This window comes from Marinobacter lacisalsi, from assembly GCF_042651045.1.
GTDB classification, from domain to species: Bacteria; Pseudomonadota; Gammaproteobacteria; order Pseudomonadales; family Oleiphilaceae; genus Marinobacter; species Marinobacter lacisalsi.
In genome coordinates, this window is the sequence record NZ_JBHSDI010000063.1 from 56,869 (window position 1) to 81,604 (window position 24,736).

20 protein-coding genes and 1 pseudogene are annotated in these 24,736 nt (G+C 60.1%); 7 read left to right on the forward strand and 14 right to left on the reverse strand.

Annotated elements, in window-relative coordinates; all coding sequences use genetic code 11:
* Positions 1 to 10 precede the first annotated feature (10 nt).
* The 3 genes from ACFOZ5_RS18695 to ACFOZ5_RS18705 all read right to left on the reverse strand — a co-directional run bounded on the left by ACFOZ5_RS18695 (position 11) and on the right by ACFOZ5_RS18705 (position 2,527).
* Positions 11 to 898 carry a VOC family protein gene (locus ACFOZ5_RS18695; RefSeq protein ID WP_379890206.1) on the reverse strand — a complete coding sequence of 296 codons (888 nt, stop codon included), beginning with the start codon at positions 896 to 898 and terminating at the stop codon, positions 11 to 13.
* Between the two features lie 116 nt (positions 899 to 1,014).
* Entirely contained in the window at positions 1,015 to 1,614 is a 600-nt protein-coding gene (locus ACFOZ5_RS18700; protein WP_379890207.1) for a TetR/AcrR family transcriptional regulator, read from the reverse strand.
* A gap of 91 nt (positions 1,615 to 1,705) precedes the next feature.
* Positions 1,706 to 2,527: a hypothetical protein gene (locus ACFOZ5_RS18705; protein ID WP_379890209.1), complete on the reverse strand. Its 822-nt coding sequence runs from the start codon at positions 2,525 to 2,527 to the stop codon at positions 1,706 to 1,708.
* 265 nt (positions 2,528 to 2,792) lie between these two features.
* Here ACFOZ5_RS18705 and ACFOZ5_RS18710 point away from each other — a divergent pair, with 265 nt between their 5' ends.
* Positions 2,793 to 3,818: an NADP-dependent oxidoreductase gene (locus tag ACFOZ5_RS18710; RefSeq protein WP_379890210.1), complete on the forward strand. Its 1,026-nt coding sequence runs from the start codon at positions 2,793 to 2,795 to the stop codon at positions 3,816 to 3,818.
* Between the two features lie 330 nt (positions 3,819 to 4,148).
* Here the strand turns inward: ACFOZ5_RS18710 and ACFOZ5_RS18715 are convergent, their stop codons facing one another.
* The 4 genes from ACFOZ5_RS18715 to ACFOZ5_RS18730 all read right to left on the reverse strand — a co-directional run bounded on the left by ACFOZ5_RS18715 (position 4,149) and on the right by ACFOZ5_RS18730 (position 7,665).
* Positions 4,149 to 4,865, reverse strand: coding sequence for a YebC/PmpR family DNA-binding transcriptional regulator (locus tag ACFOZ5_RS18715; RefSeq protein ID WP_379890212.1), 717 nt, complete (start codon positions 4,863 to 4,865; stop codon positions 4,149 to 4,151).
* Positions 4,866 to 4,983: 118 nt separating this feature from the next.
* Positions 4,984 to 6,090: a GGDEF domain-containing protein gene (locus ACFOZ5_RS18720; RefSeq protein WP_379890214.1), complete on the reverse strand. Its 1,107-nt coding sequence runs from the start codon at positions 6,088 to 6,090 to the stop codon at positions 4,984 to 4,986.
* A gap of 232 nt (positions 6,091 to 6,322) precedes the next feature.
* A complete protein-coding gene (locus tag ACFOZ5_RS18725) occupies positions 6,323 to 7,123 on the reverse strand; it encodes an MBL fold metallo-hydrolase (RefSeq protein ID WP_379890216.1) in 801 nt (266 codons plus the stop codon).
* A gap of 98 nt (positions 7,124 to 7,221) precedes the next feature.
* Entirely contained in the window at positions 7,222 to 7,665 is a 444-nt protein-coding gene (locus ACFOZ5_RS18730) for an SRPBCC family protein (RefSeq protein WP_379890217.1), read from the reverse strand.
* Between the two features lie 156 nt (positions 7,666 to 7,821).
* On the opposite strand from ACFOZ5_RS18730, the pseudogene ACFOZ5_RS18735 reads away from it, so the two are divergent.
* A pseudogene (locus ACFOZ5_RS18735) lies at positions 7,822 to 8,040 on the forward strand (AI-2E family transporter); the annotation flags it as partial.
* Between the two features lie 186 nt (positions 8,041 to 8,226).
* Positions 8,227 to 9,297: a proline racemase family protein gene (locus ACFOZ5_RS18740; protein ID WP_379890219.1), complete on the forward strand. Its 1,071-nt coding sequence runs from the start codon at positions 8,227 to 8,229 to the stop codon at positions 9,295 to 9,297.
* Between the two features lie 86 nt (positions 9,298 to 9,383).
* On the opposite strand, the gene ACFOZ5_RS18745 is transcribed toward ACFOZ5_RS18740, so the two are convergent.
* Complete coding sequence (locus ACFOZ5_RS18745) at positions 9,384 to 10,685, reverse strand: nitrate- and nitrite sensing domain-containing protein (protein WP_379890221.1); 1,302 nt, start codon at positions 10,683 to 10,685, stop codon at positions 9,384 to 9,386.
* A gap of 267 nt (positions 10,686 to 10,952) precedes the next feature.
* On the opposite strand from ACFOZ5_RS18745, the gene ACFOZ5_RS18750 reads away from it, so the two are divergent.
* Entirely contained in the window at positions 10,953 to 12,032 is a 1,080-nt protein-coding gene (locus ACFOZ5_RS18750) for an efflux RND transporter periplasmic adaptor subunit (RefSeq protein ID WP_379890223.1), read from the forward strand.
* A gap of 3 nt (positions 12,033 to 12,035) precedes the next feature.
* Positions 12,036 to 15,110, forward strand: coding sequence for an efflux RND transporter permease subunit (locus ACFOZ5_RS18755; protein ID WP_379890225.1), 3,075 nt, complete (start codon positions 12,036 to 12,038; stop codon positions 15,108 to 15,110).
* Between the two features lie 72 nt (positions 15,111 to 15,182).
* Here ACFOZ5_RS18755 and ACFOZ5_RS18760 read toward each other — a convergent pair whose 3' ends face one another.
* The 4 genes from ACFOZ5_RS18760 to ACFOZ5_RS18775 all read right to left on the reverse strand — a co-directional run bounded on the left by ACFOZ5_RS18760 (position 15,183) and on the right by ACFOZ5_RS18775 (position 19,517).
* Positions 15,183 to 16,052 (reverse strand): lipase secretion chaperone, encoded by an 870-nt coding sequence (locus ACFOZ5_RS18760; protein WP_379890227.1) that lies wholly within the window; start codon positions 16,050 to 16,052, stop codon positions 15,183 to 15,185.
* Positions 16,049 to 17,113 carry an AraC family transcriptional regulator gene (locus tag ACFOZ5_RS18765; RefSeq protein WP_379890229.1) on the reverse strand — a complete coding sequence of 355 codons (1,065 nt, stop codon included), beginning with the start codon at positions 17,111 to 17,113 and terminating at the stop codon, positions 16,049 to 16,051. The genes ACFOZ5_RS18760 and ACFOZ5_RS18765 overlap by 4 nt, the downstream gene beginning before the upstream one ends.
* Positions 17,114 to 17,296: 183 nt before the next feature.
* Positions 17,297 to 18,121, reverse strand: coding sequence for an alpha/beta hydrolase family protein (locus ACFOZ5_RS18770; RefSeq protein WP_379890231.1), 825 nt, complete (start codon positions 18,119 to 18,121; stop codon positions 17,297 to 17,299).
* A gap of 214 nt (positions 18,122 to 18,335) precedes the next feature.
* Positions 18,336 to 19,517 carry a BaiN/RdsA family NAD(P)/FAD-dependent oxidoreductase gene (locus ACFOZ5_RS18775; RefSeq protein WP_379890233.1) on the reverse strand — a complete coding sequence of 394 codons (1,182 nt, stop codon included), beginning with the start codon at positions 19,515 to 19,517 and terminating at the stop codon, positions 18,336 to 18,338.
* 268 nt (positions 19,518 to 19,785) lie between these two features.
* Here ACFOZ5_RS18775 and ACFOZ5_RS18780 point away from each other — a divergent pair, with 268 nt between their 5' ends.
* Positions 19,786 to 20,730, forward strand: a complete 945-nt coding sequence (locus ACFOZ5_RS18780; protein ID WP_379890235.1) for a DegV family protein — start codon at positions 19,786 to 19,788, stop codon at positions 20,728 to 20,730.
* Positions 20,731 to 20,833: 103 nt separating this feature from the next.
* Here ACFOZ5_RS18780 and fdxA read toward each other — a convergent pair whose 3' ends face one another.
* Together fdxA and mutS are read right to left on the reverse strand one after the other, a co-directional pair.
* Positions 20,834 to 21,157 (reverse strand): ferredoxin FdxA, encoded by a 324-nt coding sequence (gene fdxA / locus ACFOZ5_RS18785; protein WP_379890237.1) that lies wholly within the window; start codon positions 21,155 to 21,157, stop codon positions 20,834 to 20,836.
* A gap of 212 nt (positions 21,158 to 21,369) precedes the next feature.
* The gene (gene mutS / locus ACFOZ5_RS18790) at positions 21,370 to 23,991 is read right to left on the reverse strand and encodes a DNA mismatch repair protein MutS (RefSeq protein ID WP_379890239.1); all 2,622 of its coding nucleotides are present in this window, start codon (positions 23,989 to 23,991) and stop codon (positions 21,370 to 21,372) included.
* 156 nt (positions 23,992 to 24,147) lie between these two features.
* Between mutS and ACFOZ5_RS18795 the strand changes: the two genes are divergently transcribed.
* Positions 24,148 to 24,645 carry a CinA family protein gene (locus ACFOZ5_RS18795; RefSeq protein WP_379890241.1) on the forward strand — a complete coding sequence of 166 codons (498 nt, stop codon included), beginning with the start codon at positions 24,148 to 24,150 and terminating at the stop codon, positions 24,643 to 24,645.
* Positions 24,646 to 24,736 lie beyond the last annotated feature (91 nt).

Sequence of the window (24,736 nt, forward strand, 5' to 3'; positions counted from 1 at the left end):
ACCTGAACACTCAATCGGGAATGCTCAGGTCGGCAGGTTCCTCATCAATAATGAGGCGGTTACCGTCCGGATCCCGGGGGTGCTCGTCATCCTCTGAAAGGGTCCGATCGATGACTTCCTGCGGGTCTTCAGAGATTAACCGGATGCTGGTCTCGTTGCCCTGGTACCGACGTTCCACGTCGTCCGTCCAGTGCATCAGTACCAGCGACAGGGAGGACAACCCTTCCGGCGTTCCCATAATGTACTCGTCGTACCTGTCGGTCTCGATAAACCGCTTTTCCGTCAGCCCCACCTGGTCACGGTAGAAGTCCCTGGCCGCCTCAAGGTCGCTGGCACCGATTCCCACTGCGCCAAGCATGATGAGGGGGACCTCGTCTGTCTCGGCAATCTCAATCAGGTTGTTATCCGGGTCCCGGCCGAACCCCACCACACCGAATCCGGGCTGTTCCGTGGGCGGCAGGGTCAGATTGCCACCGGCAGTGCTGAACTGGTTGCCCAGAGCCTCCGCATCGGGGGTGTAGAAGACGATCTTGCCGGGGTTGTCCTGAAGGTTACGCCCGAGCCCGTCGGTGTATTCGATCAGCGTAAGGGTGGCCTGCAAAGGGCTGCCCGGGGATTCCAGGATGACCCGAATGCTGTTTTCGGTGGTTACCGTCTCCACGCGCCTCATATCCAGTCCGTTCTGGTAGACCGGCAACGACATGTCCAGATCACTCACTCCCAGTTCCAGGCCAGTGACCTGGCTGGTCACCTGCTCCTGCTCCTCGTCGTCATCGCCATCCTTGCCATCGTCCACGTTGAAGAGCTCCCATTCACAACCGCTGAGCAGGAGAACGAGGAATAAAGCCAGACCGGCTGTAAAGGGGAAGCCCCGCCGCTTTTCACTTGCATTTGCCATCTCAAGGTCCTTTTGTTTTTACAGTTCCCGGCCATCACGCTGTGCCCGGGAAGGTTTATCAACCGTTATTGTGTCATTTTCTCGGAGTGGCGCCATAGCGGTTCGGCGCTGTCAGGTTACGGTGTGCACATGCGCCAGCAGGCATCACGGGCGTCGGTAATATCCTTGTCCGAGAGCTCAAAGTAGCCGGCGCGCTCCGCTTTCATCAGGTTGACGAAGGCCCCCCAGACCGTTGCCATGATGATTTCCGCGCGAATATCGTTCCGGAAAACCCCTTGTTGCTGCAGGCTGCGGGTAGGGCTGGCGAGCCGGCGAAGCACCTCGCGCTCAAGCTCCCGGGACTCCTCATCCAGATAGGGCAGGTGATCCTGCAGCTCCAGGAAGCGGAATGCTTTCGGGTATTCGCGGGCAAAGCCGATCATCCGCCGCCAGTAGTCGTTGAACTGCTCCCGCGGCGCGTCATGGTTGACGGCAGTTTCCGAGAGGTAGTTGCCGAAACGGACCTTTTCCTCCTGGAACAGCACGTTGACCAGCGCTTCCTTGTTTTCGAAGTAGCGGTAGATGGTGCCGGTGCCCACCTGCGCGCGCCGGGCGATGTCCGGCACGGCCACGCCGTTCACGCCCAGTTCCGCGAAGCGGTCGAGGGCAGCTTCCAGAATGGCCGTGCGCTTGGGCTGCGGGTCCGTTTGTTGTGCTTGTTGGGCGGTTGAAGCCATGACAATCCTCTGAAGTGGTTTCCCTGAACCCTGAACAGGGTAAAACCGGGAGGAACGAAACCGGTTCCTCCCTATCCGATGTCTCAGGTTATCAGTTTGTTGCCGCTTCTGCCTCGCTTCCCTGTGTGACTTTTGCGGCCGTACGGAAGGTCTGGTGAGGCTGGAAAATGCACATGTTGGTGTCGCCCATGGCGTTGCTATCGGTGATCTCGGTGAAGTGACAGTACGAGGTATCCGCTTTCAGCTCGTTGGTGATGGTCACACCGGATCGGTTCAGGCCTGCCTTGGGGTCGGTGGTAAAGCGTTGCAGGAATATATTGTCCCACCAGGCCAGGTTCTGGGTGTCGAATTCCTTGGCGTTCCGACCTTCCGACAGCCGGAAGATGTAGTAGGCATCCTGGCCGGCCAGTTCGCTGAGAGGTTTCCAGGTCACCTCGATATCTTTCAGGGGCGTGCCGTCGGGCAGCTGACTGCCATCGGCCGGGCGATAGGAGCCGTGGATTTCGTTTTCCACCTGTTTATAGGCCTTGAGCAGTGCCTGGCCCGGCGCATCCTTCTGGATCCGGGACATGGTGCGGACAATGCCATCCTTGCCGGTCACCTCGATGGTGTACTCGCCTTCTTTCATGAAACCTTCGGGCAGGTTGAGCATGTACCAGTGGCTGTTGGTGGTGCGGTCAAAGATATGGCCGTTGCAGTTTTCCGCCTTGAAGGTCTGATTGGCGATTTCTTTCTCATAGCCGTCAGGGCCTTTGGCCCTGATGCTCTCGATCAGCTCCGGTACCGGGCGACCACCGGTGGGGTGGAAGGCCACCAGGAATTTGTGCTGCTCCTGGGGCAGGCCGGTATTGGGGAAGTTCCAGAATACGTTGCAGGCCATGATGTCGTAGATTTCGATTTTTTCCTCGGCCATGATCGGGGCTCCTTGTTGTCCTGTTTGTGGGTGCCTGTCTGAAAAAGCGCCGGCCGCGAACAACCTGCGGCCAGCAAGCATGGGAACATTCAGGGAAATCGGAATGAACGTTCATTCACTATCCTAGCCGCGGCTTGCGAGAAGCGCAAGGCATCGCGATCTGAAGTTTTTCAGGCTGGGTTGGTAAGAGGTATTTGACCCGGCGGTTGTTTCGCTTCATCCTAATCCGGTTTCGTAACGCAACCGAAAATCGGGAGAACCTACCGTGAGTGATTACAAGAACCGTGCTGTTGTACTGAAAAAGCGCCCCCAGGGTGAGATTCAGGACGGCGACCTGGAAATTGTCGAGAAGTCCGTTCGCGACCTGAAGGACGGCGAAGTGCTGGCCAAGACGCTGTGGCTGTCGCTGGACCCTTATATGCGTCCCCGCATGAACGACAGCAAGGGCTACATGGATCCCATTGGTCTTGATGAAACCATCGTGGGTGAAGTGGTGGCCCGCATTGTGGAGTCAAAATCCGACAAGTATCAGGTGGGTGATCTGGTGACCTGCTATTCCGGCTGGCAGGAATACGCGGTGTTCCCGGATACGGCGGACATGGTCTACAAGATCCAGGAGAAGCCGGGTGTGCCGCTGCAGGCGTATCTGGGTGTTGCCGGCATGCCGGGCCGCACCGGGTATTGTGGCCTGATGTATGTGGGCAAGGCGAAAGCCGGTGAAACGGTTGTGGTTGCGGCCGCCTCCGGCCCTGTTGGCACCGTAGTCGGCCAGACTGCGAAGAAGGAAGGTTGTCGTGCCGTAGGCGTGGCCGGTGGTCCCGAGAAGTGTCGCTACGTGGTGGAAGTACTTGGCTTCGATGCCTGCGTTGATTACAAGGGCGGCAATCTGGAAGAGGACCTGAAAGCGGCCTGCCCGGACGGCATTGATGTGTACTTCGAGAACGTGGGGGGGGCGGTAACCCGTGCCGTGGCGCCGCTGCTGAATGAGGGCGCCCGTGTGCCCATTTGTGGCTACGTGTCTGCCTATAACGCCGAGGATCCTACCAAGGTGGAAACCCCGTTCCACGTGCTGAAAGCACTGGATCCGGTACCGGAGCACCGCTTCTTCCTGGTCACCGAGTGGCAGGACAAGCACCAGGAAATCACCGGTATCCTGGCCGACCGTGTAGCCTCAGGGGACCTGAAGTATAGCGAGACAGTTGCCGAGGGTCTTGAAAGCGCCCCCGAGGCGTTCAAGGGCATGCTGAACGGCAAGAATTTCGGCAAGCAGTTGGTGCATGTAGCCGACTGATCTTTCTGTCTTTGCCCGTGAAGTTTTACGGGCGGAGACCTGAGGGCATCACCGATGTCAGAAAGAGGCGGTTGGGGATCGCTTTCCGGGACCGTCGAACGCCAGGGGTGGAGAGCGTAAGCTCTTCACGGGCCGGCCAAGGATGGCCGGGCCTGGACCTTTGTTGCGACGCAGGAGCGATTAGCAACAAAGGGCGTTCGTCGAGATCTATGACCGCCATGGATGGCGGAAATGCCGATTTTGCAGGAGCAAAAATCGGCCATGGACGTACTTGCGGGGCGTGTCCCGGAAAGCGATGCCCAACTGCCGCCTTCCCGCCAACATTTGAAATCAAATCTCAGCGTTGTGATAGACGTTCTGCACATCATCCAGATCGTTGAGCATGTCCAGAAACTTCTCGAACATCTCCACATCCTCACCCTGAACCGGCGTCGTTGTCTGGGGCAGGAACTGGATGTCGTCCACTTCGAACTCCAGACCCTCGAAGGCACTGGTCAGGGCCTGCTTGGCTTTGTTGTATTCGGTGTTGGGGGCAAATACAGTGATCAGCCCCTCTTCGTTTTCGATGTCCGTGACGTCCACGTCGGCTTCCATCAGGGTTTCCAGCACCGTGTCCTCGTCGTCGCCCTTGAACGCCAGGATGGCGCAGTGGTCAAACATGTGGCTGACGCTGCCGGGGGTGCCAATCTTGGACTTGGTCTTGGTGAAGCAGACCCGCACATCGCCAAAGGTGCGGTTGGGGTTGTCGGTCAGGCAGTCCACGATAACCATGCAGTTGCCGGGGCCGAAGCCTTCGTAGCGGGCTGCGGAAAAATCCTCACCAGCACCACCCCTGGCCTTGTCGATGGCCTTCTCGATAACGTGGGTTGGTACCTGGTCCTTTTTGGCGCGGTCGATCAGCCCCCGCAACGTCAGGTTGGCATCCGGGTCGGTGCCGCCGGACTTGGCGGCGACGTAAATCTCGCGGCCATACTTGCTGTAGACGCGGGTCTTGGCGGCGGCCGTCTTGGCCATGGAGTCTTTTCGGTTCTGGTAGGCTCTGCCCATGGTTCGGGTCCTGTGGTTCGTCGAAAAGCGAATATTACACGCACACACTGCAACGAACCACTGACTTGCGTCACGGTCCTGTGTCACATAGGGGTACCTGATCCCGAAGAACGCCCGGTCAGGCCACGACCACCCGGTTACGACCACACTCCTTGGCCATGTAAAGTGCCTGGTCGGCCCGGGCAATCAGGCGGCTGGCGGATTCCCGGCCATCGTAGACCGCAATGCCGAAGCTACCGGTCTGGGATACCGGGGGACGATTGCCGATTTCGAACGGGTGCTCATGGAGGGCCGTCCTGAGTTTTTCGGCCGTGGTCATGGCGCCCTGTTCCTCAGTGTCTGGTAACAGTACCAGAAATTCTTCCCCGCCCCAGCGAGCGACACAGTCCTGTTGCCGTGTGTGCAACTTCAGGCGGTTGGCGATCTCCCGCAGAACCCTGTCGCCAGCCTGGTGGCCGAACTCATCATTGACCCGCTTGAAATAGTCCAGGTCCAGCAGGATGACGGCAAAGGAATGACTGAGCCGGTGGTAGCGTGCCCGCTCCGACTCCAGCCGTTCGGCCATTGCACGGCGGTTCATAAGCCCGGTCAGAGGATCGACGGTGGACATTTCGTTGAGCTGTTGGCGGGAAATGAATTCACTGACTCGCCAGCGATACAGCACATGAGTGATCAGCACGGCAATGCTGCTGGCGGACACAAAACTGAGCAGGTTCAGTAGCAGCTCGGCCGGCGGGTGGCCCCGATAGAGCATGACCCCAAGGAAACTGCTCAGGGGCACGAACAGCGGGAACAGACAGCCGCGAAGGCCCCGCAGACTGACCAGCGAGGCGCAGAAGATCGATACAATGGACAGTTCCATCATCATCCGGAATGCGTCGCCGCCCTGGTCGTAGGCGAAGACCAGTGTTCCGAATACGCTCCACATGGCGCTCAGGGAGATCAGGCGCAGCATGACAAGGGGCCAGTCGAACCCCGGGATGCGCCTGTAATGCATGATCAGTGCGAAGATGGAAACGAGCAGTGGTGGCAGCCGAAGGCCATAGCCCCAGGCAGGGTCCGTCTCGATAAGCGAGTTGCCACGTATCAGCACGGAGCCGTTGGTGATGGCACTGACAAAGAGCACCACCCAGGCGCTCTTGACCATCACTTCATGGATCAGTCGTCGCTCTGCGCGGGCGTAGGCATCGCGGAAGCGTGGGGGGATGCTGGCGGGTGCGAACATGGGACGTGATATTCTCATTCTCGCTTCAGTTTCGTAACTGAAGAATTTCTTCATTGTCAAAATGTGACGTGGTTATCGATTGTACGGATAATGAACGGGATGTAATACGCGGGAATGAATATTCATCGCTGATATTGCAATTTGTCACATTCTATCCGGCTCCCATAAAAAAACGCCGCCTTCCCGGGGCTGGAAAGGCGGCGTTTCTGGTTTGGTGGCCGGTACGGGGCGCCTAGACAAATTCCCTGGGCTGGCGGTAGTTTTCCTGGCCCATCAAATCGATTCCGCAATCAACGGAAGATACCCAGTCCAGGAACCGGCTGATCATCTGCGGGCCCTCGAAGCGCTTACCATGCTGCGGCACGATCATGCTGACATCCATGCCCCGAACCATGTTGGCCCACAGTTCACATACCTTGCGGGAGGCGATATAACGACGGTGGAAGCCTTCCATGAAGGGAATGTGCTGGTCAAAGTCAGTCACCGGTTTATGGTCCTCGACCGCGCCCATGGAAGCCCCCAGGTCGCCGGAGAACAGTATGCGTGATACCGGATCATAAAACTGCAGGTTGCCTACAGAGTGCATGAAATGGGCCGGCAGGCACTCGATATGGGTGTCACCGAAGCGCACCCTGGCGCCGCGGTCGGGGATGGCAATGATCCGGTCGAAAACACTGCTTTCGAGCTGGGTGGTGACATAGCCGGAGGCCAGGTGTGGCAGGAAGCGTGCCCAGAGTTTTGAGGTAACAATGTTGGCACGGGTATGGACCAGCCAGCGGTCAATGGCACCGATGATGTCCGGGTCCTGGTGGGAGGCGAAGACGTAGGACATGTCGCGGATATTCATGTAACGGGAAGCCGCCACGGACAGGGGCGTATAGGTCAGGTCACCGCCGGGATCAATCAGTGCCTCCTGACTGCCGTCAACAATCAGGAACTGATTGGACTGGACACCCTCGCCGGTAACCAGTGAATCGAACATCAGGCATTTGTGATGGCCATTATCAAACAGGACGATGGGTTCGGCCGCCATCTCGTACTCCTCGTGAAGCGTTGGGGTAACAGATCGCGGGGAGGGTAAGTGTCCAGCTCAGGGGACGTCTTGCGCCAGGTCAAGCGGACTGACTTTTATCAAGCTTCTGGCGCGGACAGAGCTTTATTCAGGTTTCTGATGCCGCGTTTGATGACACGCTTTGTGGCCACTTCCAGACTGCGGCCGGAAAAGGGGATGGTTTCGTCAAATTCCACCATGTAGTGAATCCTCGTGCCAATACCGGGCAATTCCGACAGGCGTATCCTCGCCACATGATTGCGAAAGGCACTGAGGCTGGTCACTGAGTATTCGATCAGGTAGTCGGGCTCAAAGGTAAGAATGGTTTCCTCGAAGCCGACAGGCCCGATGCCGATCCATCGGACTGATCCGGTTCCGTTCGGGTCGGCCTGGTCACTGTCGCGGATGCGTTTGATGGGCAAGCCCACCAGGCTGCCCAGCTGGTTATGGTCGGCCAGCAGTTCAAACACCCTTTCCCTGGGAAACGGAATCTGTTCCGTGAGTTCAATACGAAATTTCGGCATCGGCAGCGACTATCATTGTTATTGTTTGACGGATGTTGGAGCAACTAGACTAACCCGTTCGCGACATCATAAAAAGTCGCATCCAACATCAAGCCCACAGCCCGGACGCGCCCATGACTCAGGAAGATGCCAGTACTCACCGGCCAACGGCGGAATCTCGTACTCACGTCGCTGGTGGGGTTCTTCATTGAACCCTGGATTCACGGTTTCAGGATGGCAATCAATCCCGTTATCATTTTCGTAGCCATCTTTTTCTGGGGGTGGCTGTGGGGACCTGTCGGAGTGCTCCTGGCCGTGCCGTTGATGACGGTCATCCAGGTGGTGCTCAAACAGATTCCCAGGCTTCGGCCGGTGTACCGGGTGATTGCCCGATAATGCCGGGCCCGAGGAAAGACGTGTGTCGTCGTCTGAACTACAGTGAAGAACAGAGTCGGTGCTTGTCGTGCCGGCCATTCCGGCGGTCGGATGTTCAACGGGCCCGGACCGGGTTCGTGACCAAGCAGACCATTGCCAGGCTGGTGGGTGTTCCCGACAGTCTGTGTGAGATAAGAGGAGTTGCCTATGCCGGTGTCTGAACTTCGCAGGACACCTCATCATCGCACCCGCGCCATTGAGTTGGTGGATATGCAGTCCGGTGGTGATGTCAGCCGCATCATAACCCGGGGCGTCGGGCACCTGCCCGGTGGCTCGGTTCTGGAGCAGATGCGCTATATCCAGAAGTATGGCGATGGCTTTCGCCGCTGGCTGCTGAATGAACCCTACGGCGATCCTTTCATGTCGGTGGACCTGATCGTGCCACCGGACCACCCGCAGGCCCAGGCTGGCTATATCATCATGGAGGCCATGGGCTACCCGCTGTATTCCGGCTCCAACACGATCTGCACGGCGGCCGCCATACTGGAGAACGGTGTGGTGCCCATGGAAGATGGCGAGCAGACGCTGGTGCTGGAGTCACCTGCCGGCCTGGCCTGGGTGACCGCCCATAATGTGAATGGCCGGGTGCAGTCGGTGACCACTCGCAGCGAACCCGCGTTCGTGTGTGAACAGAACATGAAAGTCGAGGTGCCCGGGTGGGGCGAGGTCCGTTTTGACCTGGTCTGGAGCGGCGCCTATTTCGCCCTGGTGGATGCCGAGTCTCTGGGGTTTGGATTGATGCCCGGGGAAGTAAGACGTATGGAGGAATTCGGCATGGCCCTGGTGGAGGCTGCGCGACCGGTGGTCACTGACCAGCACCCTGAACTGGGTGATGTGGGGCCCTTGCCGTTCGCCCACTTCATGGGGCCACTGGAACCCGTGGAGGGTGGGTACCGTTCCCGATCCGCCACCTACGTACACCCCGGCGTTATCTGCCGCAGCCCCACCGGCACCGGCACCACGGCACGGATGGCGGTGATGTACGAGAACGGTGAGCTGCAGGTGGGGGAAACCCTGGAGACTGTGTCGCCCAAGGGCAGCTCGTTCCTCGGGCGGCTGCTGGGGGAGACGACGGTGAGCCATTACCGGGCTGTCAGCACCGACATCACGGGGCGTGCCTGGACCCTGGCCCGGTCGGAGGTCCTGCTCGACCTGGATGATCCGCTGGTGGATGTATCCGACCTGGAGGGCGTGCTGAACTCCGGCCCGGCGGCCTGACTGCTGGTTGAACGACGCTCTGGCGGGATCGGTTGGGGACCTGCCAAGCTGTCATGGTTCTGAATCGGAACTATGGCAGCGGCGAGTCAACGCAGCAGGTCGGTCATTTCCAGCACCGACCGGGCCACCTCGGTCAGTTTGCGGCCCTGGTCCATAGCCACTTTGCGCAGTTGTTTGTGGGCTTCGTCATCGGAAATCTGATGGTGCTTCATCAGCAACAGCACGGCTTTTTCCAGGGTTCGCCGGTCCTCCAGGGCGTCCCGGGCGACGCGCAGTTCACCACTGAGCTGCTCAAGGCGCAGTGCCTGTTGCTGGACCAGGTCAAAAACCGATCGACCGAGCTTCTGGCCCATGCCATCACTGCGGTACTGGCTGGTTTCACCTCCGCTCTCGCTGGAGCAGACCACGAGTACCGGGTCAGGCGCGTGCCCGCTGTCATCCAGGCTTTCCATCAGGTTCTGTTCATGGGTGAGGGCGTTACGGGCTTCGGTGTAACGGGCAATGCAGCGACGGTGAAAATGGTCCTCCAGTACCCCTTCGATTTTCTTGAGTTCGTCGATGCGCGCGGTCATCAGGTCGAACCACTGGTCGGCCAGATCAGTATCCAGTTCCCTGTAGCGACCTACAGAACAGGCCAGGCCCCGCAGATGTTTCAACTCCTGCCAGAAATCTTCCCGGTTGTGCCGTTTCCAGAGCGCCCGTATCTCCTCATCGGCGAAGCGCTCGAACACCGGGAATGCGCGCTCCTGTGCGTCAATAAGGTGCATGATGCGCTGTGACAGTGCGTGATCAAAGTGCCCGCGGGAGAAACCCAAGGATCCGACAGCCCGTTCCTGCCCGGCCATTTCCTTGCCCTGCATCAGATTTACCATGGCCACCATCATGCCGGCGATGGTGGGGTCAACCACCGTTTCCGCTGCCTCGAACACCACTGTCAGCAAGTGCCTGATGCGGTCAATATAGGCATCAATGGCGGCCTCGGCCGAAATGGACTGGCGGCGGACCTGCTGGCGCAGCGCCGGCAGCGACTCCAGTCCGTGCAGGGCCGCAGCAAGACTGTTGAGAAGGCTGGTGCTGGCAGGGTCCTGGGTCAGCTCGCACTGGATTTCCATCAGTTCATGCTCGAAGGCCTCCTGCTGGCGCAGGGTACTGTCGATCATGTCCGCCAGCTCCCCGGAGAATCGACGACCACCGGAGCCAAGGAACACATTGGAAGCGCCCCGTTCCCGCTGCAGTTCATGGATCAGGTTGCCAACGCTGAGCACCAGTTTGCCCATCTGAAGGAAGCGTTCCAGATTTCTGAGTTCGCATCGTTTTGAGGCGATCAGATAATCGGTCGCGCGGGGCCTTTGCGAGGGGTTAGGTGACTGCTTGGCTGCTGACATCATGGTGCCTCCCTGGAATCAGTCCTTTGAGGGTTGGAGTCATAGGGCCGAATGCCGTATCCGGACGACTGGCATGGCTGCCATGGGCGCTGCAATTACCAGGCCAGTGAATTGACTCCGACCCCGGCTGCGTTGTCTAAACGTCCGTTTGAGGCAGGCCTGGCTTTCTGTAAAAATGATTGAATTTGTGGGGAAAACCGTGGACGCTCTGCCTTCGGGGTTTGCTGACACCACATGGAACACCAGACGCTAGAGGGAGCGATTGCCGGTATGTCGAGAATAAAATGGAGTTCCATTGGCCTTTCTCTGGTGCTGTTGGTGGGACTTGTTATCTGGCTGGCTACAGGTGACATTCGATCGGCCACAGACGAGGCGCCCGACCGACCCGAAGGGAGCAGCGCTGAGCTGCCATCGGTGGAGATAGATCTGCGCCGGGCGGAAACCTTTCGTCCCGACATTCGTCTCCAGGGGCAGGTGGAGCCCTGGCGCAGGCTGGAAGTGAGTGCCCGTCTCGGGGGTGTGGTGGAAGACCTTGCTGTCTCTCTCGGGGATAAAGTCAGTGCCGGCGATACCCTGCTGAACCTGTCCGGTGACGACCGGCCGGCAGCGGCTGCCGGCGCCCGGGCCCGGGTCCGGCAACTGGAGGCAGACCTGGCGGCGGCAAACCGGCTGCGGTCGCAGAGGCTGGTGTCCGAAACCGAACAGATGCGCCTGGAATCGGAGCTGGCGGCGGCCCGGGCTGAGCTCCGTCAGGCCAACCTGGCACTGACCTACCTCACGCCGGAGGCGCCCTTCGACGGCGTCATCAACGCTCGCCATGTGGAAACCGGCACCTTTGTCCAGGCGGGCGAGCCGCTGGTTGAGCTGGTTCAGGTGGATGTGCTGAAAGTGACCGGGTTTGTACCGCAACACCAGGCCGGTCAGATTGCCCCGGGTCAGGCCGTGACCGTCAGCCTGCTGGATGGCCGTGAACTGGAGGGCGAGCTGACCTTCGTCGCCAGTGCCGCCGACCCGGAGACCCGTAGCTTCAGGATCGAGGCCCGGCTGGACAACCCCGAAGGCTACCGCATTGCTGGCGGCAGTGCCTCCATAAGCATCGAGCAGCCGCCGGTGGAGGCGCTGTTCCTGTCACCGGCTCTGCTTACCCTGGGGCCTGACGGGCGCCCGGGTGTCCTGCATGTCACAGGCGATGATACGGTAGAGTTTACCCGGGTAAGCCTGCTCAGTGTGGGCACTGAGGGTGCCTGGGTGTCCGGTGTCAGATTCCCGGTGCGGCTGATCACCCGTGGTGGTGGCTTTGTGGCCCGGGGCCAGAAGGTCCGTCCCGTTTCTGCAAAAAGCGGGGGCTGAGGCATGCGGACACTCATCTATGCGGCCATGGACCGAAGCCGCACCACCTTGCTGCTCCTGCTGTTTCTGTTGCTGGGGGGCGCGGCGGCCTTCATAACCATCCCCAAGGAATCCAACCCCGACGTTACCATTCCCACCATCTATGTGTCGGTCACCCTTGAGGGCATCAGCCCTGAGGACGGGGAGCGTTTGCTGGTGCGCCCGCTGGAGCAGGAGCTGCGTTCCCTTGAGGGCATCAAGGAGATGCGCAGTAACGCCGCGGAAGGCTACGCCGCCGTGATACTGGAGTTCGACGCCGGTTTCAATCCGGACCAGGCGCTCCAGGACGTGCGTGAGAAAGTGGATACCGCCAGAGCGGAGCTGCCATCGGAAGCGGATGAGCCCCGGGTTCACGAGATCAATGTGTCGCTGTTTCCGATCCTCTCCATTGGCCTTTCCGGACCACTCTCGGAACGGGAACTGATTACCGTTGCGCGGGAGCTGCAGGACGCCATTGAGGCCATTCCGGAGGTGCTGGAGGTGGAAATCGGTGGCGACCGTGAAGACCTGCTGGAAATCGTGGTGAACCCCCAGGTACTGGAGAGCTATGGTGTCGACTACGATCAGCTGGCCAGCCTGGTGCGTCGCAACAATCAGCTGGTCGCCGCGGGCAGCCTGGACAACGGGCAGGGCCGTCTGGCCATCAAGGTGCCCGGCGTGGTGGAGGATGTCGAAGACGTCATGGCCATGCCGGTCAAGGTCAGCGGTGACCGGGTGGTGACCTTCGGCGACGTGGCCATGTTACAGCGGACCTTCAAGGATCCGACCGGCTTCGCCCGCATAAACGGTGAACCGGCGGTGGTGCTGGAAGTTTCCAAGCGCGCCGGTGCCAACATCCTGGAGACGGTGGCAAAGGTGCGCGGGCTGATGGATGCTGCCGGACCCCGTCTGCCGGAGGACCTTGAGGTCCGCTACACCATGGACCAGTCGGACGATGTGCGGAACATCCTGTCGGACCTGCTCAACAATGTGCTGACCGCCATCGTGCTGGTGGTGATCGTGGTTATCGCGGCCATGGGCCCGCGTTCAGCCGCCCTGGTGGGTATTACCATTCCGGGCGCGTTTCTCAGCGGTATCCTGCTGATATGGGGTATCGGCTATACCCTCAACATTGTGGTCCTGTTCAGTCTGATCCTGGTGGCCGGGATGCTGGTGGATGGGGCTATCGTGGTATCGGAACTGGCGGACCGGAACCTCTCGGAGGGCATGCCGGCACCAACAGCCTGGGCCGAGGCGGCAAGCCGCATGGCCTGGCCGGTGATTGCGTCGACAGCCACCACGCTGGCGGTGTTCGTGCCGCTATTGTTCTGGCCGGACACAGTTGGCGAGTTCATGAAGTACCTGCCTGCGACGGTGATAGTCTGTCTGACGGCTTCCCTGGCCATGGCGCTGGTGTTCCTGCCGGTTATGGGGGGTGTCAGCGGTGGTCAGCGTGTCAAGGCGACCAGGGGGGAGGGCGCCTTTGTAAAAGGCTACCGGCGTGTACTCGGGAGCCTGCTGCACGCTCCCTGGCTGACCCTGCTGGGAGCGCTGCTGATCATTGCTGCCATCGGCTGGAGTTACAAGGTATTCCACCATGGCCTGGAGTTCTTCCCCGAGGTGGAACCCGAGTCCGCCCAGGTCCATGTGCGGGCCAGGGGTGACCTGTCCATCCATGAACGCGATGCCATTGTCCGTCAGGTGGAGCAGCGCCTGTCCGGCATGCCCGAAGTGGCGTCGTTATATGCACGGTCGATGGTCAGCCCTGATCAGCAGATGGCGCCGGACGTCATTGGCACGCTCCAGTTCCAGTTCGCGGACTGGGACCAGCGCCGGCCGGCATCGGAGATCCTGTCCCAGTTCCGGGAAATGACCCGGGACATACCAGGTATCGTGCTGGAATTCCGTCAGCAGGAAGAGGGACCTGGCGGCGGCAAGCCGATTGAGGTCATGATTACCGGCGATGATTACGAGGCCCTTGAAGCTTATGCCGGTCAGGTCCGGGACATTATGCGGGACATCGGCGGTTTCAGTGATGTGGAAGACAATCGCAGCTTGCCGGGTATTGAGTGGCGCCTGGAAGTGGATCGTGAGGCTGCCGCGCGTTTCGGCACTGATGTAGTCAGTATTGGCAGTTCCGTGAGGCTGGTGACGAATGGCCTGGTGCTGGCTACCTATCGGCCTGCGGAAGTGCGCGACGAGGTGGATATTGCGGTGCGGGTGCCGGCAGCCTGGCGGGAGCTGGACCAGTTCGAGCGCCAGACCCTGAATACCTCCCGGGGTCAGGTGCCCCTGTCTCAGTTTGTCAGCCTGCAACCGTCGCCCAAGACCGGCACCATTGCCCGTCTTGACGGCGAGCGGGCCGTCACCGTGAAGTCGGACGTTGGGCCTGACGCCAATGCCAACGCGCAGCTGAACCAGCTACGGGAGCGTCTGCCGGAGCCGCCAGCCGGTGTCAATGTACTGTACGGCGGAGAAGACGAGGAACAGCGACGCACCATGTCCTTCCTGGGGACCGCTTTTATGGTCGCGATCGGGCTGATGACTCTCATCCTGGTGACTCAGTTCAACTCCCTTTACCAGACGCTGCTGATCCTGTCCGCCATCGTATTGTCGACCGCCGGCGTATTGCTGGGGCTGTTGCTGAACGGCCAGGCCTTCGGGGTGGTCATGGTGGGCATGGGGATCATTGCGCTGGCGGGCATTGTGGTCAATAACAACATCATCCTGATCGACACGTTCAATCAGATGCGGGCTGAGGGGACCGCGCCGCTGGAGGCTGCCCTGGAAACCGGCTGCCTGCGCCTGCGGCCGGTATTGCTGACGGCGATTACCACCATCCTGGGGCTGATGCCCATGGTGCTCAGCGTGAACGTGGACCTGCTGACACCGGCCCTCGGAATTAACGCGCCTTCCACCCAGTGGTGGACACAGCTATCCAGCGCCATAGCCGGAGGGCTGGCCTTTGCGACCTTCCTGACGCTGCTTTTGACGCCGGTACTGCTGCTGGTGGGCGCCAGGTTCGGGCCAGAGCCAAAGCAGTCCCGGGCTCAGGTCTGAACGGAATGGGGGCGGGCAGAGGGTCCAGGCCTGACGCCAGCCGATATTGACGTCAGGCCTGCAAACGGGGAATCAGTTGGTGATCTGTTCGTCGGACGGGTCTTCGTCAGTCTCGCCGCCGTTGGGCATCACTTCCGGGTAACGGGCGGCCAGCTCCTGTTGCTTTTCCGTGCGCTGTTCCGGCGTCAGGTCCGGGTCGGCCTGGATTTCCATGACCTCAAGGGTGTACCGGGTCATCTGTTCCTCGCGGGCGTATAGCTGGTCAGCGAGTTCGGGGCCAAGATGGGCGCGGCGCAGCCGGGTAATCTGCTCGTAATCCTGACGCAGCGACTGGGGGTCACTTCGTACTGCCAGGGTGTCTGATATTTCCTGGAACGCATTGCTGTATCGATAGAACTTGTCTGCGATCTGCACGGCCTGCTCGCCAGCCTGACCGCCAAGGCCGGCTTCAATCATGGCTTTCAGTTCCGCCAGCTGTTCTTCGTTCATGGTGGCGCGGGCATCGAGGAAAGCCCGCTCCAGTACGGTCTGGACGGTTTCGTTGAGTACGATATCACCGTTCTCGTCCAGCTCGATATGGCTCAGGGCAGAGGCCACCTCCTCCAGCTTGAAGGGAATGTTTGTTTCATTTTCAGCCTGCTCAGGTTGCGCCGGCTCTTCAGGTTCCTCTTCCTCAGCAGCGAGCATGGAGTCGGAAAACAACTGGGTTTCCGGTTCAGTAGGCGGCGCCTGCTCCCGGGGGGCAGCAGGTTGCACTGGTTGTGCCGGCTGCTCGACGGCCTGCTCTGCCGGCGGAGCGTCGGGAATCAGAGCCTTGCCCCCCGCCCAGATGGCAACGGCGACCCCACCCAGCACCACTGCGCCGGTAGCAAACAGTGCGGTCCGGTTGTTCGGGCGCGAAGGGGGTGTATTTTTTTTCGGACGGTTGACGCGGGTGCTCACGGAGTCAGCTCCTCAATACCCTGTTGCTCACGAATATGGGATATGGTGGTTCCTGACCACTTCTTCATCGCCCTGCGCAGGCTGGACGCGCAGGAGAAGCCGACAATTTCGGCCACTTCGTCAACGCTCAGGCCGGATGACCGAAGCTGATGGGTGGCAATCTCCATCCTGACGGAGTGGAGCAGCTTGCGGAAGGAGGTCTTCTCCGCCGCCAGGCGTCGGGTCAGGGAGCGCGGGGGCATCTGCATGCCCTGGGCCACCTGCTCCAGATCGATAGCCGGGTTGAAGTGCGAGCGGATGTGCCAGCGCACCCGGTCAGTAAATGTGATGTCCACCGGTGCCTGGTTCAGCTCCTGCTCACATTGCTGGATCAGTTTGCGGTAAGCCCGGCGGCGATAGGGCCGGAATGGCTTGATAACATAGTTGTAGTCTGCCGAGATGGCCGTCTGGTCGGTGCCGAAAGTGACCGACTTGCAGGGCAGCTCGCTGTACAGGTCAACGTGGGCAGGCTCCGGATAGTCCAGTGTCACATGCACTTCGGAATCGCGGGCATCCGGGTTGCCGCACAGGGTCCAGACCCGCGCTGTAATGGCGACGCGGAATTCCAGGGTAAACATGCGTACGTCTTCGTCGTAGATGTCATCCGCAGAGTAGGTCAGCGGATCCACCACTCTGCGATTGCAGTCGATAAAGGTGGTCGGCTGTGACACCATCATTGCGTAATAGGGCTGTGCAATAACCAGGTAACGACGGAACGCCTCCCCGGCCTCTTTCAGGCTGGGGCTGGAATGGATGATATACCCGAGGGTGCCCCAGAAGCTCCAGTCCATTTCCATGCCAACAATCAGGCCAAGCCCCGGTTTGCGGCAGTGCTGGATGCCATTGCGGACCAGGGTCTGCTGTTGCATGTAGCTGATACGGATGTCCTGCATGTCGAACATCGCCGGTGAAATACCGGTACCTCTGAGGAGATCGCTTAGATTGGCCCCGTGGCGGACAAAAACTTCGATGAATCCGAGAGGATGCAGGTGTAGCGGGATCACTCTGGCGTTGAAGTCCATGGTGCGAGCCCCCTTGAATTGTCAATGTCGTTGTTGTGGTGGTGTTGTAACAATTGTTTTCAGTGTGCCCTGAATCGCGCCGGTGTAACAGGAACCCCTTAACAAAAACCGATGTTTACACCTTCAATGAAAAAAGCCGGGCACAAGGCCCGGCCCGTGGTCTGCGCTATACGCCTGCCTGGGTTACAGACCCTTGCGCTGCATATCCCAACCACTGAGATCACAGGCGCTGCAAGGCCCTGTGAACAGCTCGGCAGCCTTATCGTCGCCCTGCAGCTGGAACAGCCACCAGGCGGTGCTGATGCCGCGGAAATCACCAAAGTCTCCCGTGGGCTCGAAGTGGCCTGCGCCGTCGAGAGTGGCCCAGAAAACCGGTACATCAACACGATCGAATACCGGGCGCTGATTCTGAGCCGGGCCTGCAAGGTTGTCGGAACTGCCGGAGAGCAGCAGCATGGGCGCAGTCTGCTGATCCTGTGAGCTGGGGTCGTGCCCGAGGCCCCGAATGTAAGGCTGGAAAGGCACAGTAGCGGTAATGCGGCTGTCGCGCGCTGCCATGATGGTGCCGCCGCCACCCTGGGAGTGGCCGGAAGCACCGATCTCCGAGAAATCGACATTGCTGCCGTAGCTGGAGCCGCGAACAGCGTCGATGCAATCCAGCATTTCCTCACCGGAACCGGCATTGGAGGTGTTGGCGGCGGCCACGACAAAGCCATAGGACGCCCAGTGTTCCAGGCCTTCACCGTAGGTGGACGGGCTGCCGCCGGTACCGTTGCCCCAGAGAATCAGTGGCGCACCGTCTGGAACATCGCGCGGACGATAGACCGTGCAATTCATGCCCGCGCTATCGGAGGTGGTGGCGTAGGAGCCCGAAGACGCGTATTCGTCGGTGGGGTCGCCACCAATGCCACCGCCGCCTGTCGCCAGGGCGGCACTGGAGATCAGCAATGCGCCGGCAGCAGCTGCTGAGTTGGTAAGGACTGACTGTTTTAGTGTTGCGAGTTTCATATTGTTATATTCCTGAGCGTCAGAACTTGGTTGTCGGATGTTGCTGGCCATTGTCAGAACCGGATCAGCTGACTACCCGCTGAGTAAGCCTGAACTCGATGGTAGGGGGTTGCGATCGGTCTAACCCATAACCGCATGTGCAAATATTGGTCTTTTGGGGGAGGTGAGGTACGAAGCCTGTGATGACGATCTGCATTGTCAAGGTGTTTAATGGTCAGGCAATGTTGCCGGCGGCGACACCTGAGGCCCAGGCCCACTGGAAATTGTGACCGCCCAGATGCCCCGTTACATCGACGACTTCACCAATGAAGTATAGCCCCGGAACGTCACGCGCCGCCATGGACCTGGAAGACAGCTGCCGGGTATCCACGCCCCCCAGGGTAACTTCCGCAGTGCGGTAGCCCTCGGTGCCCGCCGGCCGTATTGTCCAGCGTGACAGGGTGTCTGCCGCGGCTTCCAGATCACTGTTACGGTATTCCTGCAGGGGCCCCTGCCAGTTGTTCATGGTTGCGAAAGACTGGGCAAACCGTTTTGGCAGGGTCCGGGTCAGGTAGCGTTCCAGGCTCAGGGAGGGCTGTTGCTGTTTCAGCGCTTGCAGTTCGGCCAGTGGATCCTGTCCCGGAACCAGATTAATGGACAGAGGGTCGCCAGGGTGCCAGAAACTTGATATCTGCAGCATGGCCGGGCCGCTCAGGCCACGGTGGGTGACCAGCATGGGTTCACGAAAATGCTCGCCGTTGCAGTGAACGTCCACCGGGCAACTGATCCCTGCCATCGGCGCCAGTTGTTGTTTCAGCTCCGCATGCAGCGTAAAGGGCACCAGGCCGGCACGGGTAGGCAGTATCGACAGCCCGAACTGGCGGGCAATATCATAACCGAACCCGGTGGCGCCCATGGTGGGTATGGACAGCCCGCCGGTTGCAATAACCAGCGCTTCGCATTCTATGGCGCCGCTACTGGTCTTCAGGTGATAACCCCCGGCCTGTGACCGTACTGACTCAACGCTGGTTTTGAGGCGCAGATCAGCGCCGGCCCACTCGCATTCCGTCAGCAGCATGTCCAGCAGGTCTTTGGCGCTTTGGTGGCAGAACAGTTGCCCGGCGGCTTTCTCCTCGTGCTCAATGCCGTGGCGTTCAACCAGCTCCAGGAAGTCCTGGGGCGTGTATCGCTTGAGGGCCGAGATACAGAAGTGGGGGTTGTCCGACAGGAAATTGGCCGGTGTGCTGTTGAGGTTGGTGAAATTACAGCGCCCCCCACCGGACATCAGGATCTTCTTGCCCGGCTTATTCGCATGATCGATGATCAGCACCCGGCGCCCACGGTAACCGGCGGTGGCCGCACACATCAGTCCCGCCGCCCCGGCGCCGATAATCACCACATCATAGGTCTGGGCCATGCTTTCGAAGATCCTGTCCTGTCACGATTTGTGCGGAGTATACCGGGCCGCGTGGGCTTCGTGATACCGCGCAGCAGCGGCTGTCCATATTGGTAAGCCCGCTGGCAGGTATCGAATGTCATCGAGTGTAAAAAGTGATCCGCCAGTGCACGGTTTATCCTGGCCAGAGTCGACTATTTTATGCAAACGTGTATGTTTGATACATATAAAAACAAGAGCCTGGCTGATACTTCGAGTATCCGGCCGGCCCAGCATACTGGAGGATAAAATGAAAGTTGGCCTGATTGTGGATTCCGCGTGCGACCTTCCCCCTGATTTCATTCGCAAGCATGGCATTTTCACCTTGCCGCTGACCGCAAGGATCGATAACCAGACGTTCGTCGATGACCATAATCCGGAGACCACGGAGAACTTCTATCAGCAGGGGTTGCTGGGGAAGGGGCATCATGCTGAGACAGAGGCATTCTCTGCCGAACAGATCCGGGACCTGTTCCTTGAAAAGGTTGTACCTAACTACGATGTTGCCATCTGTGAGACGGTAGACCGTTCCCGCAGCGAGATTTACAACAATGCCTCGGAAGCCATGAACATGGTCATGGCCCAGGCCAGAGCGGTTCGCGAAAACGCTGGTATTGAGGGCAACTTCACAATGCGGGTTATCGACAGCGGCCAGCTGTTTGCCGGCCAGGGGCTGCTTGCGGCCTACACCATGAGCATCCTGGGCAAGGGCCTTTCGAAGAATGCCCTGCGTCACGAAGTGGAAAAGTTTGCCCAAAACGTCTGGATCTGTGTGGTGCCGAAGGATCTGAGTTACATTCGTGAGCGCGCCCGGCGTCGGGGTGACAAAAGTGTATCGGGCCTTGTGGCCTTCCTGGGCAAGGCCCTTAACATCACGCCGATTATCTGGGGTAAGGGCGTTGTTGCCAAGCCGGCGGCGAAGACCCGGTCCATGGATGCGGCGGTGGAAAAGGTGATGAACTACGCCGTCTCCCGGGTGGAAGCCGGATTGCTGGCGCCGTTTGTTTCCATCTCCTGTGGTATGAGTTGGGAGGAAATCGAGGCCCTGCCGGGTCTGGAGCGCCTGCGTGAGACCTGCAAGGAGCATGGCGTGGAACTGTTACTCTCGCGTATGGGCATTACCAGCAGCATCTACATCGGCCCTGGCAGCATCTGCCTGTCGCTGGCAGCGGAAGATCATGAGTTTGAGGCCTGACAGCCACGAAAAAGGGGAGCCGACGCTCCCCTTTCTTATTTCACGGCTTCCGTTCCCGGATGGCGCGTGGCTGTAGGTCATCCGGAAACCGATTGCTGACGGCTCAGCGCTCCAGGTACTGAAGCTTGTCCGGCTTGCCATCCCATTCTTCCGCGTCGGGAAGCGGGTCTTTCTTTTCGGTGATATTGGGCCACTTGCCGGCGAGGTCCGCGTTGATCTCGACAAAGGGCTCCTGACCCGCAGGCAGCTCATCCTCCGAGAATATGGCCTCGGCCGGGCACTCCGGCTCACACAGGGCGCAATCGATGCACTCGTCCGGGTCAATCACCAGAAAGTTGGGGCCTTCGTAAAAGCAGTCCACCGGACATACTTCCACGCAGTCCGTGTACTTGCACTTGATGCAGTTGTCGGTAACCACAAACGTCATAGTCAGATTCCTGGTCTGGTGGTCTGTCTCATCAGTGGGGTGGTTCTGGTGCACTCCCCGACGGCCAGCTGTGCGCCAACCCGCCGCGGCAGCGTGCGGCCACCCTTCATTCTGATCGTCAATATTTTGAGGTCGATATTGTAGGGAGCCCCCGCCCGCCCCGCAAGCGCCAGAGCGCTATATCCTTATGAGCTGTATCAATGGTCGGGGCATCAGCCCTTATCGGCCATCAGCTGACGGAGTTCGTACAGTCGCTCCAGTGCCTGTCTGGGTGTCATGTCATCCGGATCCAGTTCCGCCAGTGCCTTCTCCACCGGCCCGGGCTCCAGGCTGGCAAACATGTCGCCCTGGAACGCCTCGTGCCGCCCCGGGCTTGCTGCCTGGCGCTCCGGAGCAGGGGAAGCCGACAGCGTGACCGGCTCGCTGTTTTCACCTTCCAGCCGGTGCAGCTGTGAACGTGCCTGGGCGATCACCGACTGGGGTACACCCGCCAGCTGGGCGACCTGAAGGCCGTAACTCTGGCTGGCCGGGCCATCGTGCACCGTGTGCAGGAAAACGATGCTGTCATCATGCTCGGTGGCGGTCAGGTGTACGTTCACCGCATGGTCGAGCTGGTCAGCCAACTGGGTCAGTTCGAAATAGTGGGTGGCGAACAGGGTATAGCAGCCGATTTCACGGGCCAGGTGCTCCGCGGTGGCCCAGGCCAGCGACAACCCGTCGAAGGTACTGGTGCCGCGGCCAACCTCATCCATCAATACCAGGCTGTGGCGGCTGGCATTGTGGAGGATGTTGGCGGTCTCGGTCATTTCCACCATGAACGTGGAGCGGCCACCGGCGATGTCGTCGGACGACCCCATGCGGGTGAAGATGCGGTCCACCGGCCCCAGTATCGCCCGGTCCGCGGGCACGAAGCTGCCGCAGTAGGCGAGCAGGGCGATGAGTGCGGTCTGTCGCATATAGGTGGATTTACCCCCCATATTGGGGCCGGTTATCACCAGCATCCGGCGCTGCTCGTCCATCAGCACGTTATTGGGTACGAATGGCTCGTCCAGCAATTGCTCTACCACCGGGTGTCGACCGGCATCAATATCCAACCCAGGCTCCTCGCGGAACGCCGGGGCGGTAAAGCGCAGGCTGGTGGCACGCTCGGCGAAGTTGGTCAGCACGTCAAGCTCGGCCAGGGCCTGGGCGCTGTCCTGCAACTGTGCCAGTTGTTCCGCCAGAGCTTCCAGCAGGTCGTCGTACAGCCCCTTTTCCCGTGCCAGGGCACGGCTTTTGGCACTCAGGGCCTTGTCTTCGAATTCCTTGAGTTCCGGGGTAATGAATCGCTCGGCATTCTTCAGGGTCTGCCGACGGATATAGTCCACCGGGGCCTGATCCGATTGCGCCCGACTGATCTCGATGTAGTAACCGTGTACCCGGTTATAGCCCACCTTCAAGGTGCTGATGCCAGTGCGTTCCCGTTCCCGGGTTTCCACGTCCAGCAAGTACTGGCCGGCGTTTTCGCTGATGTTGCGCAGCTCATCCAGCTCTTCATCAAAGCCCTCGCGGATCACGCCGCCGTCCCGGATGACCACCGGCGGGTTGTCCACGACCGCCCGCTCCAGCAGGTCCGCAAGCTCGGGGTATTCGCTGATCAGGGTGGCCAGTCTGACCACATGATGGGAACTGACCGGCTTCAGGGCCTGCTGCAGGTCGGGCAGGGCGGCAAAAGCATCCCGCAACCGGGCCAGGTCCCGGGGACGGGCGGAGCGCAGGGCGACCCGAGCCAGGATGCGCTCGATATCACCCACGCGCTTGAGCAGGTCGTGCACCGGCTCGTAGTGGAATCCGTCCAGCAGGGCGGCTACGGCATGCTGGCGCTGGTAGACCTGTTCGGAATCCCGCAGCGGGCGGTTGAGCCAGCGCCTCAGTTGGCGGGCACCCATGGCGGTGGCCGTGCGGTCCATAACCCAGGCCAGGGTGTGCTGGTGGCCGCCCAGCAGATTGGTGTCGATTTCCAGGTTGCGGCGGCTGGTGGCGTCCAGTACCACGGCATCTTCCCGCCGTTCGCGGGTGAGTTTGCGGATATGGGGCAGCGCCGTGCGCTGGGTTTCCCGGGCGTACTGGAGCAGGCAGCCGGCGGCGCAGATGGCCAGGGTCAGGTCCTCGCAGCCAAAGCCCGTCAGGTCGCGCACCTGCAGTTGCTGGGTGAGCAGGCGGTGGGCGGTGTCGGCCTCGAACAGCCACGGCCCCTGGCGGCGGATGCCGCTGCGGCCACTGAGGATGTCCTCGTAGGGGAAGTCTTCGCTGATCAGCACCTCGGCTGGCTGGAGGCGCTGGATTTCTTCCTGCAGGGCATCGACGCCCTCGATTTCCGAAACCGCAAAGCGGCCACTGGAAATATCCAGGGTGGCAATGCCGAAGCATTCCCGGTGATTGAAAATCGCCAGCAGCAGGTTATCCCGGCGGTCTTCCAGAAACGCTTCGTCGCTCAGGGTACCGGGGGTGATGATGCGCACCACCTTGCGCTCTACCGGGCCCTTGGCGGTGGCCGGATCGCCAATCTGCTCGCAGATGGCAATGGACTGGCCTGCCCTTACCAGTCGGGCAATGTAGTTCTCGGCGGCATGATAGGGTACCCCGGCCATGGGAATCGGGCTGCCTCCGGACTGCCCGCGGGCGGTCAGGGTGATGTCGATCAGTTCGGCGGTTTTCTTTGCGTCGTCGTAGAACAGTTCGTAAAAATCGCCCATCCGGTAGAACAACAGCTCGTTCGGATGCTCCCCCTTGATCTTCAGGTACTGTCTGATCATCGGGGTATGGCTGGATAGATCTTTCTGCGCTGCCGACATGTTGTGCGCCCAGTTGGTGGAGTCTGCGGAATCCCGGTGTAGAATCGGCGAAAAATGCCGGTGTCCCCCGTCGTTGGAACGGTAAATTCCATACCGACCTCCGGGGCCACCGGATTGTAAGAAAATATGACGCTGGATGAAACGAGGAGGCTTCGGATGCTGAGAGACTCAACCATGGAACAGGCCGCTGCCCATCTGGGGGATCTGCTCTCCCTGCGGGGGCAGACCATGGTGACGGCGGAAAGCTGCACTGGCGGCTGGGTGGTCAAGGCTCTTACCGACCGGCCGGGTTCCTCCGTGTATGTTCTGGGTGGCCTGGTGACCTACAGCAATGCCATGAAACGTGAACTTTTGCACGTTTCTGCAGAAAACCTTGAACGGGACGGAGCGGTGAGTGAATCCGTGGTTCGCCAGATGGTGGCCGGGGCCGTCAAAGTGACTGAAGCCGATTTTGCTGTTGCCATCAGTGGCGTAGCCGGCCCGGACGGCGGTAGCGGTGACAAACCGGTGGGCACCGTGTGGTTTGCCTGGGGTTCGCCGGCCACTGGCATCGTTGCTCATCGCTGCCATTTTGACGGTGACCGGGATGCGGTCCGGCGGCAGAGCGTGGTTTATGCCCTTCAGGGTCTGGCCGACTACGTTCAGAAGTTGTGACGCGATGCCAGCGGCTGTTTTGAAAAAATGGGGGTTGGTCTGGCATCGGGACTGTGATCTAATACTGTTCAAGTATACAGTAAACGGTCTG